This is a genomic window from Pandoraea terrae (assembly GCF_902459695.1).
Lineage (GTDB): Bacteria > Pseudomonadota > Gammaproteobacteria > Burkholderiales > Burkholderiaceae > Pandoraea > Pandoraea terrae.
Genome location: NZ_CABPRZ010000017.1, coordinates 95,921 through 111,422 on the forward strand (window position 1 = coordinate 95,921; position 15,502 = coordinate 111,422).

The following is a 15,502-nucleotide window of genomic DNA, read 5'->3' on the forward strand; positions in this document are numbered from 1 at the left end:
GTCAAGCGGAAGCGTTTCTGTGCGTCTTGACGGCGGCGAAGTGTAAATGGCCCCGGTGGGTTGGGCCGGGGCGGTCAGGTAGATCAGTGCAGTTGCCGCTTCAGGTCAGAAAGTTCTGAATGCATCGACGTGACTGCATCCTTGATCTTGACGTCGAGACCGTAGGCCTGTTGGCACGCGCGATCCGCACGATCACCGATCCGTTCGAGATCATCGACGCACTGCCGGATTCGATCCTCATCCTTGGACGACATGATCTTCTTGGCCGATTTGCATTCTTTATCGAGCTCATCCACCCAGTTGACCAAGTCTTTTGGAATCGTCGCGTCGGTGTGGCAAGTCCGATACGCCTCGCTGACGGTTTGCTGGAGATGAGTAAAACGCTTTTGGATTTCACTGGCTTGCAACATGATGCCCCCTTCTTGAACATCAACTCCATGTGAATTCAGGCAGCAGATGACGGTGTGTTGCCCGTGCCATCGCCATTCGCCTGCTTCGATCGGCTGCCAGCGATATTGCATTGCATCAAAGCGGCACCCGAGCACGCGAAAGAGACCTTTTTAGTGTAGGTCAGAATCACTCGCCTGCTTCGACTCAGGGCGGATCGACTCTGGCACCGTCATGCCGAAGTGCCATGTATGACCCTGCTTGGCGGACGCCCTCGCTGCCCGTCGGGTAGCACGGTTCGCTTGCGACGCGCCTGTGCAGCTTCGGCGCATGCCTGCAGCCCTCAAAATGCGGGACCTGACCCACAGAACTACGACGTCCCGTCACCCGCTTCCGGCATCTCTTTCCGCATCCATTTGCGCCACCCTTCGTGCCCCAAGCGGCGCATCGTGGCCTGATTGCGTTCGTAGATATCCGATGCGTCGGGAAACGCCGCCACGGCCCGTTCGATGCTGTCTTCGCGTAACAGATGGAAGATCGGATACGGCGAACGGTTGGTGTAGTTTTCGATGTCGTCCGGGGCCGTGCCCTCGAACTGATAATCCGGGTGGAAACTCGCGATCTGCAGCTCCCCCACCAGGCGCATGCGTTTGAGCAAACGCTCCGCAAGATACAGGCAATCGTTGTAATCGAGAAAATCGGCCAGCGCGTTTGGCACAATCACAAGCGTCGTGTCGACCACCTCGGGATCGGCATCCGCCAACACGCGCAACGCCTGCTCAAGATCGCCGATCACATCCTCGGCCGTCTGTGCCTCGCTCACCACATAGCGGATCTGGCGTTTAACGTACACGGCCTTGGCAAACGGACACAAATTCAGACCGATAACCGCCCGGGTCAGCCAGTGGCGTGTTGCAGTTTCGATCGCCTCGATGGCGGCAGTTGACATTGGCATGGCAAGAATCGGCGAACGCCGCGCCGATAACACGACCCGCAACGGGATCAAACTCGCATTCTACCGGTTCCATGCGACATACCGTCGCAGGCAAACATACATTTAAAATGCATCTTATAATGAAGGCAACAGTTCCCCGACGACAGGAGTCATCATGCTTTCCGCCTCAGCCCGCCCGTATATCGACGCAAGCGTTCCCGTGTTGCGCGAACATGGATTGACGATCACACGCCACTTCTATGCCGACATGTTCGAGGCGCATCCGGAGCTCACGAATCTGTTCAACATGGGCAATCAAGCCAACGGCTCACAACAGCAATCGCTCGCCTCGGCCGTGTTTGCCTACGCCGCCAATATCGACAACGCCGCCGCGCTCGCACCGGTGCTGGAACGTATCGTCCACAAGCACATGTCGGTAGGCATCAAGCCTTCGCATTACCCTATCGTGGGGCGTCACCTGCTCGGCGCGATCAAGACGGTGCTGGGCGACGCCGCAACGCCCGAGCTGCTCGCCGCGTGGGATGAAGCGTATTGGCTGCTCGCCGGCGAACTGATTGCTGCCGAGGCGCGATTGTCGGAGCGCAAGGGTGTCGCGCCGGGCGAGCTCCGGCCGCTCACGGTGCTCGACGTGCGCCGCGAAAGCGACAACGTGATGTCGTTCTATCTGCAAACCGCCGACGGCAAGTCGCCGGGCGAATTTGTGCCGGGGCAATACGTCAGCGTCGAAGCGGCGTGGCCCGAGTCCGGCCGCCGCCAGTTGCGCCAGTACAGCCTGTCCGATGCCCCGCAACAGCCGTGGTGGCGCATCTCCGTCAAGCGCGAGGACGGCACCGATGGCAATGTCGCTGCCGGCGAAGTATCGAACTGGTTGCATGCCAACGTGAAGGCCGGAGATACGCTGCAGGTCGGCGCGCCTTTCGGGGATTTCCAGGCAGACGTTACGGGTAGCCGTCCGCTGGTGTTGCTGTCCGCCGGTGTCGGCGTCACGCCGATGGTGTCGGCACTCAATGCCGTCGTGGCCTCACAGCCGAAGCGGCACGTGGTCTTCGCGCATGCGGCAAGAAACGGCCGCCACCATGCCCTGCGCCACGATCTGCATCACGCACGCGGACAACTGCCCAACCTGCGCACGGTCGTGTTCTACGAAGCACCGCTTGACACCGACCGCGCCGGCGTCGATTACGATCGGGAAGGCCGCATGGACCTGCAAGGTGTCCGCGACCTGCTGCCTGCCGATGCGGACTACCTGCTGTGCGGCCCGCAGCCATTCATGCAGGCGCAATGGCGCGACCTGCTCGCCGCCGGCGTGAACCCCGCCCGGCTGCACCGCGAAGTCTTCGGGCCGGACGCGCTCGATCATCTGCTGTAAGACCCCATCCGCCGCTTCGTCAATGCATCAGCATGCCCCGGGGGGCATTCGACAGCGGCGAATATCGCCTTGCCCAGGATGATGCGGGCCTAGTCGATCAGGTGGCCGTCTGCGTCGTAGAACGGATGTGCGCCGCCCGCGTCGTCGACGTAGGCCAGATGCGTGACCAGGCCGCCCTCGGGCGTGTACCGGTGCAGATGAAACGCGGGCGGCTCCAGCACCCATGCCGACGGGCCGTCCGCGCGCAGATCGAGCGCCACCTGATGCGCTGGCGACGGACAAATGCTTGCCATCGTCCCCGCGAAACGCGTCTGGACCGCCCGATGCACGTGGCCGCACAACACGCGTTCGACGTTGACGTGCCGGCGCACGACCTCGGCAAGCTTCACCGCATCGTCCTGGTTCAACGCCTGCACGTCCATATGCGTGATGCCGCACAAGAACGGCGGATGATGCATGGCGATGACGGTCGGGGTCTGAGTGTCGGCGGCGAGCATTTCGGCCAGCCACGCCAGCCGCGTGTCGCACAGGCGGCCGCCGCCGTTGGGCGGGTCCTGTGTGTCGAGCGCGACGAGGCGCATCGGACCGAGCGGCAAGGTGTACTGGATGAACGCGCCGCCCTGCGCCAGGTACGCATGCTCGGGAAAGACCTCGCGCAATGCTTCCCGGCCGTCGTGATTGCCCATCACAAGGTAATACGGCATTTCGAGCGGCGCGAGCAGCGACCGCAGGTGCGCGTACTCCTCGCGCGCGCCGAAATCGACCAGGTCGCCGGTGAGCACGACGGCGTCCGGCCGCGGATCCAGTGCATTAAGCCGGGCGACGCAACGCGCCAGATACGCAGTCGTGTCGACGCGCCGGTACGCAAGTTTGCCGGGGCGTTTGATGTGCAGATCGCTGATTTGCGCGAACAACATGGAGAGCCGTCAGTAAGAGGTTAGGCGTGAAGCGTGAAAACGGCCGCCTCGGACAGCGTCAGTCCGATGCGCTCGCCGATACGGCATTCGCGGCGGCTTGACACTTCGACCAGCACGGGGCCGGCAGCAGACACACCGCCGACCGTCAGACGGGTACGATCGCCCAGGAACTGCACCGCTTCGATATGGCCGGCGAGCGTGGCATCGTCCGCTGCGCCGACGACCGCGTCTTCAGGACGGAAAAACACTTCACCGGCATCCGTGCCCACGCCGGCACAGACGAGATGACCGCCCGCGGTATGGAAACGCCCGTCGCGCCACACACCGGCGAGCTTGTTGAGCGTGCCGACGAAATTCGCGACGTGACGTGTATTCGGCTGGTAATAGATCTCGCGCGGCGTGCCGATTTGCTCAATGCGTCCGGCGCTCATGACCACGATCCGGTCGCCGAGCGCCATCGCTTCATCCTGGTCGTGGGTGACATAGACGGTCGTCACGCCGAGGCCCCGCAGCAGCGCATCCATGTCCGCACGCACCGTCTCCCGCAGTTTTGCATCAAGGGCGGTCAGGGGCTCGTCGAGCAGCAACACGCGCGGCTCCGGCGCGAGCGCACGCGCAAGCGCCACGCGTTGCTTCTGCCCTCCCGAGAGTTGGGTGATCGGGCGATCCGCCAATGCAGTGAGATGCACGAGTTCGAGCAGTTCATCGACACGGCGGCGCACCTGCTCGCCGGGCAGGCCTTGCAGCTTGAGGCCGTAGGCGACGTTGCCGCGCACGGTGAAGTTCGGAAACAGCGCGTAGTTCTGGAACACCATGCCCACGCGGCGCTTCTCGATCGGCAGACCGGTCACGTCGTCGTCGCCGAAGCGTACGCGGCCACCGGCGTCAGGGCGCTCAAGTCCCGCGATCATGCGCAGCGTCGTCGTCTTGCCGCAACCGGATGGCCCCAGCAGCACAAGCGTCTCGCCCGCCCCGATCGTGAGATCGAGCGGCTGCAGGACCGTGTTGCCGTGGAACGTCTTGGCACACCGCTCAAGGTGAATCGGAATCGATGTCAGTTTCATGGGGAGCATTCCTAACGGGTGACCGTGCGCGGTCTGGCGCGCCGGCCGGTCATCTGCATGACGACCAGCAACGGCACGATCAGCACGAAAAATACCGCCGTGTAGGCGCTGCCGATCTCGAGGCGCAGCGACGCGTAAGCGTCGGCCAGGCCCACCGGCAGCGTCTTGGTGTCGGGGGTGTGCAGCATCCAGGTGAGATTGAATTCGCCGAGCGAAAGCGTCACGACGATCAGCGCCGCCGCCATGATCTCGCTGCCGATGTTGGGCAGCACTACCGTCATGAAGCGCCGCATGAAATGGGCGCCGAGGCTCGCGGCGCCCTCTTCCAGCGTCTTGATACGGCCGTTCGCGCAAGCAGCGCACACGGCGCGCACCATGAACGGCAGCGTGAACACCACGTGGCCGACGACAATGAACGCAAGACTCTCGCGAAACGCGCGCACGCCGCCGTAGACGCTGATCAGGGCCAACGCGCTCGCGAGTCCCGGCAGCGCGATGGGCAGCGTCAGCAGTTCTTCGATGAAGCGCGCGGCACGGCTTTGCCAGCGCGCAAGCACGTAACCGGCAGGCACGCCGATGATCGTGACGATAACGAGTGTCGCGAAGCCGACGTAAAGTGAATTGAGGATCGCGTCCTGGTAGTCCTGCCAGACCTGGATCACCCAACGCAATGTCAGGCCGGCGCTTGGGCCGCGAAAATAATTCTGCGACAAGCCCGCGATGATCGACATGCCGACCGGCAACAGCAGGAACGCGCACAGCGCAAGCGTTAGCGAGAGTTGCAGCGTAAACAGGATTTTCTTGAGCATGATGACTTCCGCCGCGTCAACCGCCGGCCGCGACCGCCGCACCAGTGAAATTGCGTGCGAGCATCAGCACGCCCCACGTTACGATCCCGAGCACGACAGACAGCGCGGCGGCCGTCGCCACATTCGCATTGAGCGTGAACTCGGTGTAGATCGTCATGGGCAGGACGTCGATGTCGGTGGCAAGTGTAAAGGCCGTACCGAACGCGCCAACCGATGTGGCGAAGCACATCGCGCCGGACGCGATCAGCGCAGGCGCGAGCGCGGGCAGTGTGACGTCGCGCAGAATCGCAAACGGCCCGGCCCCGAGCGAGGCGGCTGCCTCCGTGAGTGAACCGTCGAGCGACTCCGCCGCCGCCATCACCGCCAGAATGACGCGCGGGATGGAGAAATACAGGTAGCCGAGAAACAGGCCGGCGAGCGAGTACGCGAACACGGCCTTGTGACCGGTCAGCTTGAGCGTCAGGTCGCCGATCAGCCCCTGGCGACCCGCGAGCATGATGACCATGAAGCCAACCACAACGCCCGGGAACGCCAGCGGCAGTGTCAGCATCGACACCAGCACCGGCTTGCCCGGAAACGCGTGATGCGTCAGGAACAGACCCGATGCCAGCGACAACGCCAGCGTGGCGGCCGTCACGAGGGCGGACAGGACGACGGTCTGCCACAGGCTGTCGAGATAGCGCGGGTTCGTCAGGATCGCGCGGTACGTGTCGAACACGTGGCCGTCGCCGCTGATCTGCACCAGGGCACCGATCGGCAACAGCCAGAACGCGAAGAACACCGCCAGCGCAGGCAGCAACAGGGCCACGCGCCAAGCACGCGGCAAGGTCAGGTCACGCATCGCTCATCTCTCGTCTCGTCTTTCGTCGCTCAGGCTTAGCGCACGCGCTTCAGGTACAGCTGGCTGAAGGCTTCCTGCTGAGCGGCGAGCTTCGCCAGGTCCACCGGCTTGACCCGTGCATAGTCGGCGGCAGGCAGGAACTTGCCGGCCACCGACGCGGGCATCGTGCTTGCACGCACCGGACGCAGGAACGCTTCTGCCCAATGCGCCTGGCCCTTGTCGCCCAGCACGTAGTCGAGCACCTTCTTGCCGTTGTCGGCGTGCGGCGCGCCCTTCACCAGCGCCACCACATACGGCAGCGAGACCGAACCTTCCTTCGGGATAACGAACTGGACGTTCGCATGATCCTTGTAGATCGCGCGGTAGGCGTTGAAATCGAAGTCGATCAGGATCGGAATCTCACCGGACAGCACGCGCGCGTAGGCCGTCTGTTTCGGCACGATCGGCGCGTTCGCCTTGAGCTTCTGGAAATAGTCGATGGACGGCTGGAAGTTGTCCATCGTGCCGCCAAGCGCCTGATTGGCCGCGACCGCCGCCGCGTACCCGGCGAATGCGCTGCTCGGATCGAGGTAGCCGACCATGCCGCGGTATTCCGGTTTCAGCAGGTCCGCCCATGAGCTCGGCACCGGCTTGCCTTCGAGGGCATCGCGGTTGACGAAGAAGCCGACCGTGCCCGAATGGATCGTGAACCAGAGGCCGTTCGGGTCCTTCAGTTCCGCAGGAATCTGCTCCCAATGCGCCGGCTTGAACGGAGCGAGCAGCCCCTTCTTCGCGGCGTCGATGGCAGCCGTGATGCCGAGGTAGACGACGTCCGCGACCGGGCTCTTCTGCTCGGCGATCAACTGCGCGACGGCCTGCCCCGAATTCTTGTTGTCAAGCGGCACGCGCACGCCGGTGTCTTGGGCGATGGCCTTGACCTGCCCCGCCCAGTCAGCCCATTCGGGCGGGCAGTTGTAGCAGATGGCCGTTTGTTGGGCCTGCGCGGCGCCGGCGCCGAGCAGGGAGCAAAGCGCCAGGGTTCGGACGGCGCGGGAAATCCATGGGGTCATATCGGGCTCCTGTGAATCATGTGAATCCTGTGAAACTACGCTACGTAATCGGGGGTGACGCCTGCGCCCGCCCGGGCGCGGCACTTCACGGTGCCGCCCATGCGAACGGCATGCGGCAGGATGAGCGCACGGCCGCCGTCAGTCCGGCCCGCAATCTGGTCGAGTAATCGAAGCGCCGCATGCCGGCCGATATCGACACTCGGCTGGGAGACGGTCGCAAGCGTCGGCGACAGCAATTCGCCGAAGGCCAGTCCGTCGAACCCGAGAATGGACATGTCGTCCGGAATGCGCAGGCCCGACTCACGCAATGCGCGCATAACACCGAGCGCAAGCAGATCGTTGCTGCAGAACAGGGCCGTCGGACACCAGGCCGCGTCCGTGCGCTGCGCGAGCGCTTCGCGCACATGCGCTGCGCGCGCGCCCGCGTTGAAGTCGATTTCAAGTGCAGGCCTCGGGCTGAGACCGGCCATCGTCATCGCATCGCAGTAACCGAGATAGCGGCGCTTCGCACGATCCGAGGCATGCAGCGCCCCCGAGATCATGGCGATGTCCCGGTGCCCGGCGTCGATCAGCATCTTTACGCCATCAGCGGCCGCGAGACGGTTGTCAACCGACACCGCGGGGCGTATCTGCGCATCGTTGTAGAGCAACTGGAATGGAACACGCTCAGCAGCGAGATCGTCGAGCAGCGGGTTCGATTCGGCGTCGGCCAGCGTCAGCAGGAGGCCATCGACACGTTGCTGCAGCAGCGTCTCGATGGCATTGCGCTCCCGCTCCGGGTCGTATCGGGTGGTCACCAGCACCAGCCGCTGGCCGGTGCCGCCGAGCGCGGCTTCGATGCCCTCGATGCAATCAGCGAATACCGGATTGCCGAGCGTGGGCAGCATCACGCCGATCAGGCCCGTGCGCTCACCGCGCAACTGGCGCCCAATCGCGTTCGGGCGAAACTTGAGTTCCGCGACGGCGGCCTGCACCCGTGCCAGCGTCTGGGGCCGCACCTGCCGCGGCGAATTGAGCGCCCGGGACACGGTGGCGATCGAACACCCCGCCCGCTGCGCAACGTCGCGAATGTCCGGCACGCTGATATCTCCCTTGATTTCCAGCAAATGAAAACGTTTACAAACCGGAATTCTAGGCAGGGGGTATGATGTTTTCATGACAGCGTCAGCGTGACGCAGCGTTGCGTAGACCACGCGTGTTTTGCGTGCTGCGAGGCAACATTTCATGGACGTTACACGCGTGCCTCGGGAAAGGCCGAAGGCAGCGTTTGCGGATCGCTCCTATACTGATCTGATCTGATTGCTTCGTTGTCCAACGGCGCCTTCGCCGGCGTACCGTCATGCTGACATTCGCGCTTGCCGCTTATGCGGCTGTCGCCCTATCCACTGCAGGCACGCACGCCGATCCGCTTGCGGCGGCGCTCGCCCGCTTCGATGCGTTGACCGCCTACCGTGTCACGCTTCGTTCAACCGACGGGCATGCCCGTCAGGAACTCCGCTATGTCTACAAGAAGCCCGGCTGGGTCAGGATGGAGTTCGTAACCCCGCATCCGGGCGCCGCGCTCGTCTATAACCCCCAAACCAGGGAAGTCACTCTGTGGCCGCGTGGTCCGGACCGCTTTCCCACACTCCTGCTGAGCCCGGACAACCCGCTGTTGCGGGGACCGCACGGGCATCGGGTCAATCACGCCGATGTCGGCGAAATGCTGACGCAGGCGCGCATGCTCGCGACGCGCGGCACGCTGATCGAATTCGGCACGGAAATCGTCGGCGGCCGGCCAGCGCGGCATGTTGCGGCCATCGACGCAGACACCTCCGGCGTCACCGGCGCCCCCCATCGATTCGACATCTGGCTATCACTCGACGCCCAGTTTCCGATGAAGGTTGAAACCACCGATGCACATGGCAAACGGATCGAAACCGTGTTGATGGACGACGCGGAAATCGACCCTGTCCTGCCCGCCGCGCTGTTCGAAACCAGGACGGCCGGTAGTAAAGCGACGACGGTACCCACGGAGCGCGCACCATGAACAAATACCGCTTTCTCACCCTGTGGCGGCTTACGGCGCCGCTGCCCGAAGTCTGGGAGGCCATTCGCGATGCCGAGCACTGGCCCGGCTGGTGGCCTTGTGTACGCAGCGTGCGTGAAATGCGTCACGGGGACGAATCAGGCGTTGGCACGGTGCGGCAATTCAAATGGCGCGGCGCGTTGCCGTACTCGCTGACATTCGACATGCGTGTGACACGCGTGGAGCCGATGCGGCTGATTGAAGGCGCGGCATCCGGCGAACTCGAAGGCGTGGGCCGCTGGCGCTTCGACACCGAGGGCGCCGTGACGGTCGTGCGCTACGATTGGCATGTGCATACGAGACGCGCATGGATGAACCGTCTCGCACCGATTGCACGCCCGCTGTTCAAATGGAACCACGACTTTGTGATGCGGCGGGGTGCGCAAGGTCTGGCCGATTTCCTCAATGCGCATGTGGTCGAAGTCCTCGACACCGACGCGCCACCGGCAGCCATCGGCGAAATGCGCACAGCGCGTACGCTGCGGGCGTTACGTGCACGAAACGAACCCAAACGCGACACCTGAGCCGCGCAACGCGGCATGCGGCGGCGTGGCAGTGCTCGCCCATTTCGGCTTCGGCCGGCCGGGCGCGGCCGCAACGCCGAGATTTCAGCCCGGGCTTCCCTGATATTCCAGTAGGAAATATCAGAAACCACATTTTTCATTATTTTTTATACTGGTCGACGCTTAGACTACGGCTATCCCATGACACGTGGACCGTCCGCTCTTTCCGGGCGCGCGGACCGAAGCCGGAGACACCGTGAGTTCAGTCCAGTCCGTTTCATCCGCCAAGCTGCTGCGGCACTATGTCGACGGCGCCTTCGTCGAGACTCCCACGCATTTCGACAACACCAGTCCGGTCGACGGGCATCTCGTCGCCCGGGTCTGCGAAGCCGACGCCGCCACCGTCGATCGCGCAGTCACCGCCGCGCGCGCCGCGCTGTCGGGGCCGTGGGGCGCAACCAGCCCTGCCGAGCGCGCCGCCGTGCTGCATCGCATCGCCGACGGCATTCAGGCGCGCTTCGACGAGTTCGTCGCCGCGGAAGTTGCCGACACGGGCCGGCCGGTCGAACAAGCCCGCACGCTCGATATCGCGCGCGGCATCGCGAACTTCCGCACCTTCGCCGATCTGATCAAGACCGCCGGCAGCGATCTCTATGAAATGCGCACGGCCGACGGCGCCGACGTGATCAACTATGTCACGCGCAAGCCGCTCGGCGTAATCGGTATCATCTCGCCGTGGAACCTGCCCTTGCTGCTGTTCTCGTGGAAAGTCGCACCGGCGCTGGCGATGGGCAACTGCGTCGTGGCCAAGCCATCGGAAGAAACGCCGTCGTCCGCCACCCTGCTGGCCGAAGTGATCGACGCAGCGGGCGTGCCGCCCGGCGTATTCAACCTCGTGCACGGTTTCGGACCGAACTCGGCCGGCGAATGCCTCACGCGCCATCCGGGCGTGAGCGCCGTCACCTTCACTGGTGAATCGAAGACCGGCAGCACAATCATGAAGGCGGTTGCCGACGGCGTGAAGGAAATCTCGTTCGAGCTGGGCGGCAAGAACGCTGCGGTGGTATTCGCCGACGCCGAATTCGACGCGGCGGTCGACGGGGTCATGCGCTCGTCGTTCACCAATGCCGGGCAGGTATGCCTGTGCTCCGAGCGTGTGTATGTCGAACGTCCGATCTTCGAGCGATTCGTCGCCGCGCTGAAGGCGAAGGCGGAAGCCTTGCGCATCGATGCACCCGATGCTGCCGGCGTGCAGATGGGTCCGCTGGTCTCGCGCGCCCACCGCGAGAAGGTGCTGTCTTACTTCAAGCTCGCGGAACAGGAAGGCGCCACGATCGTGACAGGCGGCGGCGTGCCGCATTTTGGCGACAGCCGTGACGATGGGGCGTTCGTGCAGCCGACGATCTGGACCGGACTGCCCGATACCGCCCGCTGTGTCACCGAGGAAATCTTCGGCCCGGTGTGTCATGTCGCGCCGTTCGACAGCGAGGACGAAGTGGTGCGCCGCGTGAACGACAGCGCCTACGGTCTGGCCGGATGCGTCTGGACGACCAACCTGTCGCGCGCGCATCGCGTCGCGCGTCGCTTCCAGACGGGACTCGTCTGGGTCAATACCTGGTTCCTGCGTGACCTGCGCACGCCGTTCGGCGGCGTGAAGCTGTCGGGACTTGGCCGCGAAGGCGGACGCCACTCGTTGGACTTCTATTCCGAAATCACCAATATCTGCATCAAACTCTGAGCGAGCCGCGGCACCTTTCGCGTCGAACGAACGTGTCGGCGCACGCCGCGGCCCCCGGTAACCAGGAGACAACATGACCGACAGATTGCTACAAGCTGCCGACGCACTGTGGGACGCCGAATGCACCCGCACACCGATCGCGCCGCTGCGTGACACGATCGCTGCATGGGGCGACGACCCTGTCGCCGCCGCGTATCGCATTCAATCCATCAACACGCAGCGCAAACTCGCGGCAGGCGCGCGCAGCGTCGGCCGCAAGATCGGCCTGACATCGCACGCGGTCCAGCGCCAACTCGGCGTCGATTCCCCCGATTTCGGCATGCTGTTCGTCGACATGGCATACGGCGACGGCGAGGAAATCCCGCTCGCGCGCACCCTGCAGCCAAAGGTCGAAGCGGAAATTGCGCTGGTGCTGGAACATCCGCTGGCGCACGCGCGCCACACGTACGCCGACATCCTGCGCGCGACGGCGTTCGCCCTGCCGGCGATCGAAATCGTCGGCAGCCGCATCGCGAACTGGGACATCCGCCTTTCGGACACGATCGCCGACAATGCGTCGTCGGGGCTGTTCGTGCTGGGCTCGCGGCCGGTCAAGCTCGATGCGTTCGACCTCGTCAATTGCGGCATGGTCATGGAGCGCCACGGTGAACAGGTGTCCGTCGGCGCCGGCGCGGCGTGTCTGGGCAATCCGCTGAACGCCGCGGTCTGGCTGGCCGACATGATGGTCCGCATGGGCGCGCCGCTGCAGGCGGGGGACGTGATACTGACCGGCGCGCTGGGGCCGATGGCGCCGGTGCGCGGCGGCGACGCCTTTGTCGCGCGCGTGGAAGGTCTCGGCGAAGTTCGCGCCGTATTCGGCAAGGAGACAGCATGAGCGGTGCCCTGAACACGACACAGGTCGAGGCGATCGCCGCACGGCTCGACGACGCCGCACGCAACGCCAATGCCGTTGCCCAGACCACGCTTGAAACGCCGTTTTCGCTCGACGAAGCCTATCGCATACAGCGCGCCTCGATGGCGCGCCGCTACCTGCGCGGCGAACAGCCGGTCGGCATCAAGCTCGGCTTCACCAGCCGCGCCAAAATGATCCAGATGGGCGTGCATGCGTTGATCTGGGGCTGGCTGACGGACGCGATGCGGGAAGAGGACGGCGGGCATGTTGCCCTGGACCGTTTCATTCACCCGCGCGCGGAGCCGGAAGTCTGCTTCGTCACCCGCCGCGTGATCGACCGGCCGCTGACTGCGCTCGAAGCGGTGGATTACCTGGAAGCCGTCGCGCCTGCCGTCGAGATCATCGACTCGCGTTATCGCGACTTCAAGTTCACGCTCGAAGACGTCGTCGCGGACAATTGCTCCTCTGCGGGCTTCGTGGTCGGCGCGTTCTCGCGCGACTTCGATGCGCTCGCAAACACCGGCGTGCAGCTGCGCATCGACGGACGCCCTGTCGAGACCGGCTCGACCGCCGCGATACTCGGCCATCCGCTGCGTGCCCTGGTGCAGGCCTCGCAGCAACTGCATGCCGCCGGGTTTTCCTTGCCGGCCGGCTCGCTGATTTTCGCTGGTGCGGCCACCGCCGCCGTCGCGCTCGCGCCCGGCATGCACGTGTCGGCCGAACTCGGCCGCCTCGGGCGCGCCGAATTCGCCACCGCTGCCGCACAGGGAGTCGTTTCCGCATGAACGCCGCCACTCCGAACCCACAAGAGGTGCGCGCCCGCGTCGTAGCGGGCAAGGCCACGCCGCGCGGGAAGTATCCGCACATCAAGCGCGCCGGCGATTTCCTGTTCGTGTCCGGCACCAGCTCGCGCCGGCCCGACAACAGTTTTGCGGGCGTGGAAGTCGATGCCATGGGCACCACCGCGCTCGATATCCGTGCCCAGACACGTGCGGTCATCGAAAACATCGGCGACATCCTGGCCAGCGAGGGGGCATCGCTTGCGAACGTGGTCGAGATCTGCACGTACCTCGTCAATATGAACGACTTTGGCGGCTACAACGCCGTCTATGGCGAATTCTTCGACGAAACCGGTCCGACGCGCACCACCGTGGCAGTGCATCAATTGCCGCACGCGCATTTGCTCATCGAGATCAAGGCGGTCGCCTATGCGCCGCTGCCCCGGGAGACAGCATGCTGACGTATGGCACCCCCCTCAATTTCCAGCGCTGGATCGACGATCACGCGCACCTGCTCAAGCCGCCGGTCGGCAATCAGCAGGTCTGGCAGGACAGCGATTTCATCGTGACCGTCGTCGGCGGGCCGAATCACCGCACCGACTATCACGACGATCCGCTCGAGGAATTTTTCTATCAGCTCAAAGGCAACGCCTGGGTCAATCTCTGGATCGATGGCCGCGCCGAGCGCGTCGATCTCAAGGAGGGCGACATCTTCCTGCTGCCGCCGCACGTGCGCCATTCGCCGCAACGGCCGGAAGCGGGCAGCCTGTGTCTCGTTGTCGAACGCCAGCGCCCGACCGGCCTGCTCGATGGCTTTGAATGGTATTGCCTCGACTGCGGCACGCGCGTGCATCGTGTCGAAGTCCAACTCAAGAGCATCGTCAAGGACCTGCCGCCGCTGTTCGAAGCGTTCTACGCCAACGAAACGCTGCGCCGCTGCCCGAACTGCGGGCAGGTGCACCCGGGGCGCGCCGCGCCGCCGGTGCCTGCGTCTGCCTGAGTCCGTCCGCTCCGCTCATATATCGTCATCCTCATGAACAAGATCGACATGCACGCTCACCTCTTCCCGCCGATTTCGCGGGAAATGGCCGCCCGCTTCGACGCCGATCGGGCGCCGTGGCTCCGGCCCGGTGCCGATGGGCAAACCGGGCAGATCATGATCAGCGACAAACCGTTCCGCCCCGTCTACCGCGCCCTGTGGGACCCGGCGCTGCGCGTCGAGGAACTGGACCGTCACGGCGTCGATATGCAAATTGTCTGCGCCACGCCGGTGATGTTCGGCTATTCGGCCGCGCCGCGCGCTGCTGCGGACTGGGCCGCTCGCATGAACGATCTCGCGCTGGCCCACTGCGCCTACGCCCCCTCGCGCCTGAAGGCCATGGCACAGGTCCCGCTGCAGGATCTCGACCTTGCCTGCCGCGAAGCATCGCGCGCCAAGGCCGACGGTCATGTGGGCGTGCAGATCGGCAACCATGTGGGCCCGCGCGACCTCGACGACGAACATCTGATCGCATTTCTGACGCACTGCGGCGAAAACGGCATCCCGGTGCTCGTGCACCCGTGGGACATGATGACGGACGGCCGCATGAAGCGCTGGATGCTGCCGTGGCTCGTGTCCATGCCGGCGGAGACGCAACTGTCGATCCTGTCGCTGATTCTGTCGGGCGCGTTCGAGCGACTGCCCGCCGGCCTCAAGCTCTGTTTCGCCCACGGCGGCGGCAGCTTCCCCTACCTGCTCGGCCGCGCTGAAAACGCCTGGCACTGCCGCGACATCGTGCGCGAGGATTGTCCGGAGCCGCCGTCGCATTACCTGCGCCGCTTCTACGTCGACAGCGCCGTGTTCGACCCGGGTGCGCTGCGTCTGCTCGTCGAGACGATGGGCGCGGACCGCGTCATGCTCGGCTCGGACTATCCGTTCCCGCTCGGCGAACAGGATATCGGCGCACTTGTCGGCGGCAGCACCGATCTCGACGCGGTGTCGCGCGCGCGCATCCTGGCGGGCAACGCCGTCGAATTCTTCGGTTTGCCAACCGTCGCGCAAAAAACGACGGCCGCGGCTGGAAATCGGCCGTAGTGACCACGGCAACAAGCCGAACGACGCCTGGCCCGCGCCGCCGGGACAACGCGCGGG

Annotated in this window: 17 protein-coding genes; 9 read left to right on the top strand and 8 right to left on the bottom strand. The window is 64.6% G+C overall.

The features are described 5' to 3' along the window. Nucleotides 1–83: 83 nt before the first annotated feature. Nucleotides 84–410 (bottom strand): hypothetical protein, encoded by a 327-nt coding sequence (locus PTE30175_RS18785; protein WP_150698630.1) that lies wholly within the window; start codon nt 408–410, stop codon nt 84–86. A 347-nt stretch (nt 411–757) separates the two neighbouring features. Further along, nucleotides 758–1,342 carry a DUF1415 domain-containing protein gene (locus PTE30175_RS18790; RefSeq protein ID WP_150698592.1) on the bottom strand — a complete coding sequence of 195 codons (585 nt, stop codon included), beginning with the start codon at nt 1,340–1,342 and terminating at the stop codon, nt 758–760. A gap of 154 nt (nt 1,343–1,496) precedes the next feature. Between PTE30175_RS18790 and hmpA the strand changes: the two genes are divergently transcribed. Continuing rightward, the gene (gene hmpA / locus PTE30175_RS18795) at nt 1,497–2,711 is read left to right on the top strand and encodes an NO-inducible flavohemoprotein (RefSeq protein ID WP_150698593.1); all 1,215 of its coding nucleotides are present in this window, start codon (nt 1,497–1,499) and stop codon (nt 2,709–2,711) included. A gap of 89 nt (nt 2,712–2,800) precedes the next feature. Here the strand turns inward: hmpA and PTE30175_RS18800 are convergent, their stop codons facing one another. The 6 genes from PTE30175_RS18800 to PTE30175_RS18825 are packed head-to-tail and all read right to left on the bottom strand — an operon-like array spanning nt 2,801 to nt 8,470. Further along, a complete protein-coding gene (locus tag PTE30175_RS18800; protein ID WP_150698594.1) occupies nt 2,801–3,628 on the bottom strand; it encodes a phosphodiesterase in 828 nt (275 codons plus the stop codon). Between the two features lie 20 nt (nt 3,629–3,648). Continuing rightward, nucleotides 3,649–4,692, bottom strand: coding sequence for an ABC transporter ATP-binding protein (locus PTE30175_RS18805; protein ID WP_150698595.1), 1,044 nt, complete (start codon nt 4,690–4,692; stop codon nt 3,649–3,651). 11 nt (nt 4,693–4,703) lie between these two features. Further along, nucleotides 4,704–5,501 carry an ABC transporter permease gene (locus tag PTE30175_RS18810; RefSeq protein WP_150698596.1) on the bottom strand — a complete coding sequence of 266 codons (798 nt, stop codon included), beginning with the start codon at nt 5,499–5,501 and terminating at the stop codon, nt 4,704–4,706. A 16-nt stretch (nt 5,502–5,517) separates the two neighbouring features. Further along, nucleotides 5,518–6,342 carry an ABC transporter permease gene (locus PTE30175_RS18815; RefSeq protein WP_150698597.1) on the bottom strand — a complete coding sequence of 275 codons (825 nt, stop codon included), beginning with the start codon at nt 6,340–6,342 and terminating at the stop codon, nt 5,518–5,520. A 35-nt stretch (nt 6,343–6,377) separates the two neighbouring features. Next, on the bottom strand, nt 6,378–7,391 hold the full coding sequence (locus PTE30175_RS18820) for an extracellular solute-binding protein (RefSeq protein ID WP_150698598.1): 1,014 nt from the start codon (nt 7,389–7,391) through the stop codon (nt 6,378–6,380). 35 nt (nt 7,392–7,426) lie between these two features. Beyond that, nucleotides 7,427–8,470, bottom strand: a complete 1,044-nt coding sequence (locus PTE30175_RS18825; protein ID WP_224788856.1) for a LacI family DNA-binding transcriptional regulator — start codon at nt 8,468–8,470, stop codon at nt 7,427–7,429. A gap of 260 nt (nt 8,471–8,730) precedes the next feature. Between PTE30175_RS18825 and PTE30175_RS18830 the strand changes: the two genes are divergently transcribed. The 8 genes from PTE30175_RS18830 (at nt 8,731) to PTE30175_RS18865 (ending at nt 15,445) form a co-directional block, all read left to right on the top strand. After that, nucleotides 8,731–9,420: a LolA family protein gene (locus PTE30175_RS18830; protein WP_150698600.1), complete on the top strand. Its 690-nt coding sequence runs from the start codon at nt 8,731–8,733 to the stop codon at nt 9,418–9,420. Next, on the top strand, nt 9,417–9,983 hold the full coding sequence (locus PTE30175_RS18835; RefSeq protein WP_150698601.1) for an SRPBCC family protein: 567 nt from the start codon (nt 9,417–9,419) through the stop codon (nt 9,981–9,983). Before PTE30175_RS18830 ends, PTE30175_RS18835 begins: the two co-directional genes overlap by 4 nt. Before the next feature lie 235 nt (nt 9,984–10,218). Beyond that, nucleotides 10,219–11,700, top strand: a complete 1,482-nt coding sequence (locus PTE30175_RS18840) for a 2-hydroxymuconic semialdehyde dehydrogenase (RefSeq protein WP_150698602.1) — start codon at nt 10,219–10,221, stop codon at nt 11,698–11,700. Between the two features lie 73 nt (nt 11,701–11,773). Further along, nucleotides 11,774–12,574, top strand: coding sequence for a 2-keto-4-pentenoate hydratase (locus PTE30175_RS18845; RefSeq protein WP_150698603.1), 801 nt, complete (start codon nt 11,774–11,776; stop codon nt 12,572–12,574). Further along, entirely contained in the window at nt 12,571–13,377 is an 807-nt protein-coding gene (locus tag PTE30175_RS18850) for a 2-keto-4-pentenoate hydratase (RefSeq protein ID WP_150698604.1), read from the top strand. The genes PTE30175_RS18845 and PTE30175_RS18850 overlap by 4 nt, the downstream gene beginning before the upstream one ends. Next, on the top strand, nt 13,374–13,832 hold the full coding sequence (locus PTE30175_RS18855; RefSeq protein ID WP_150698605.1) for a RidA family protein: 459 nt from the start codon (nt 13,374–13,376) through the stop codon (nt 13,830–13,832). Before PTE30175_RS18850 ends, PTE30175_RS18855 begins: the two co-directional genes overlap by 4 nt. After that, on the top strand, nt 13,826–14,371 hold the full coding sequence (locus PTE30175_RS18860; protein WP_150698606.1) for a 3-hydroxyanthranilate 3,4-dioxygenase: 546 nt from the start codon (nt 13,826–13,828) through the stop codon (nt 14,369–14,371). The genes PTE30175_RS18855 and PTE30175_RS18860 overlap by 7 nt, the downstream gene beginning before the upstream one ends. 33 nt (nt 14,372–14,404) lie before the next feature. Further along, on the top strand, nt 14,405–15,445 hold the full coding sequence (locus PTE30175_RS18865; RefSeq protein WP_150698607.1) for an amidohydrolase family protein: 1,041 nt from the start codon (nt 14,405–14,407) through the stop codon (nt 15,443–15,445). The last annotated feature ends 57 nt before the right edge of the window (nt 15,446–15,502 follow it).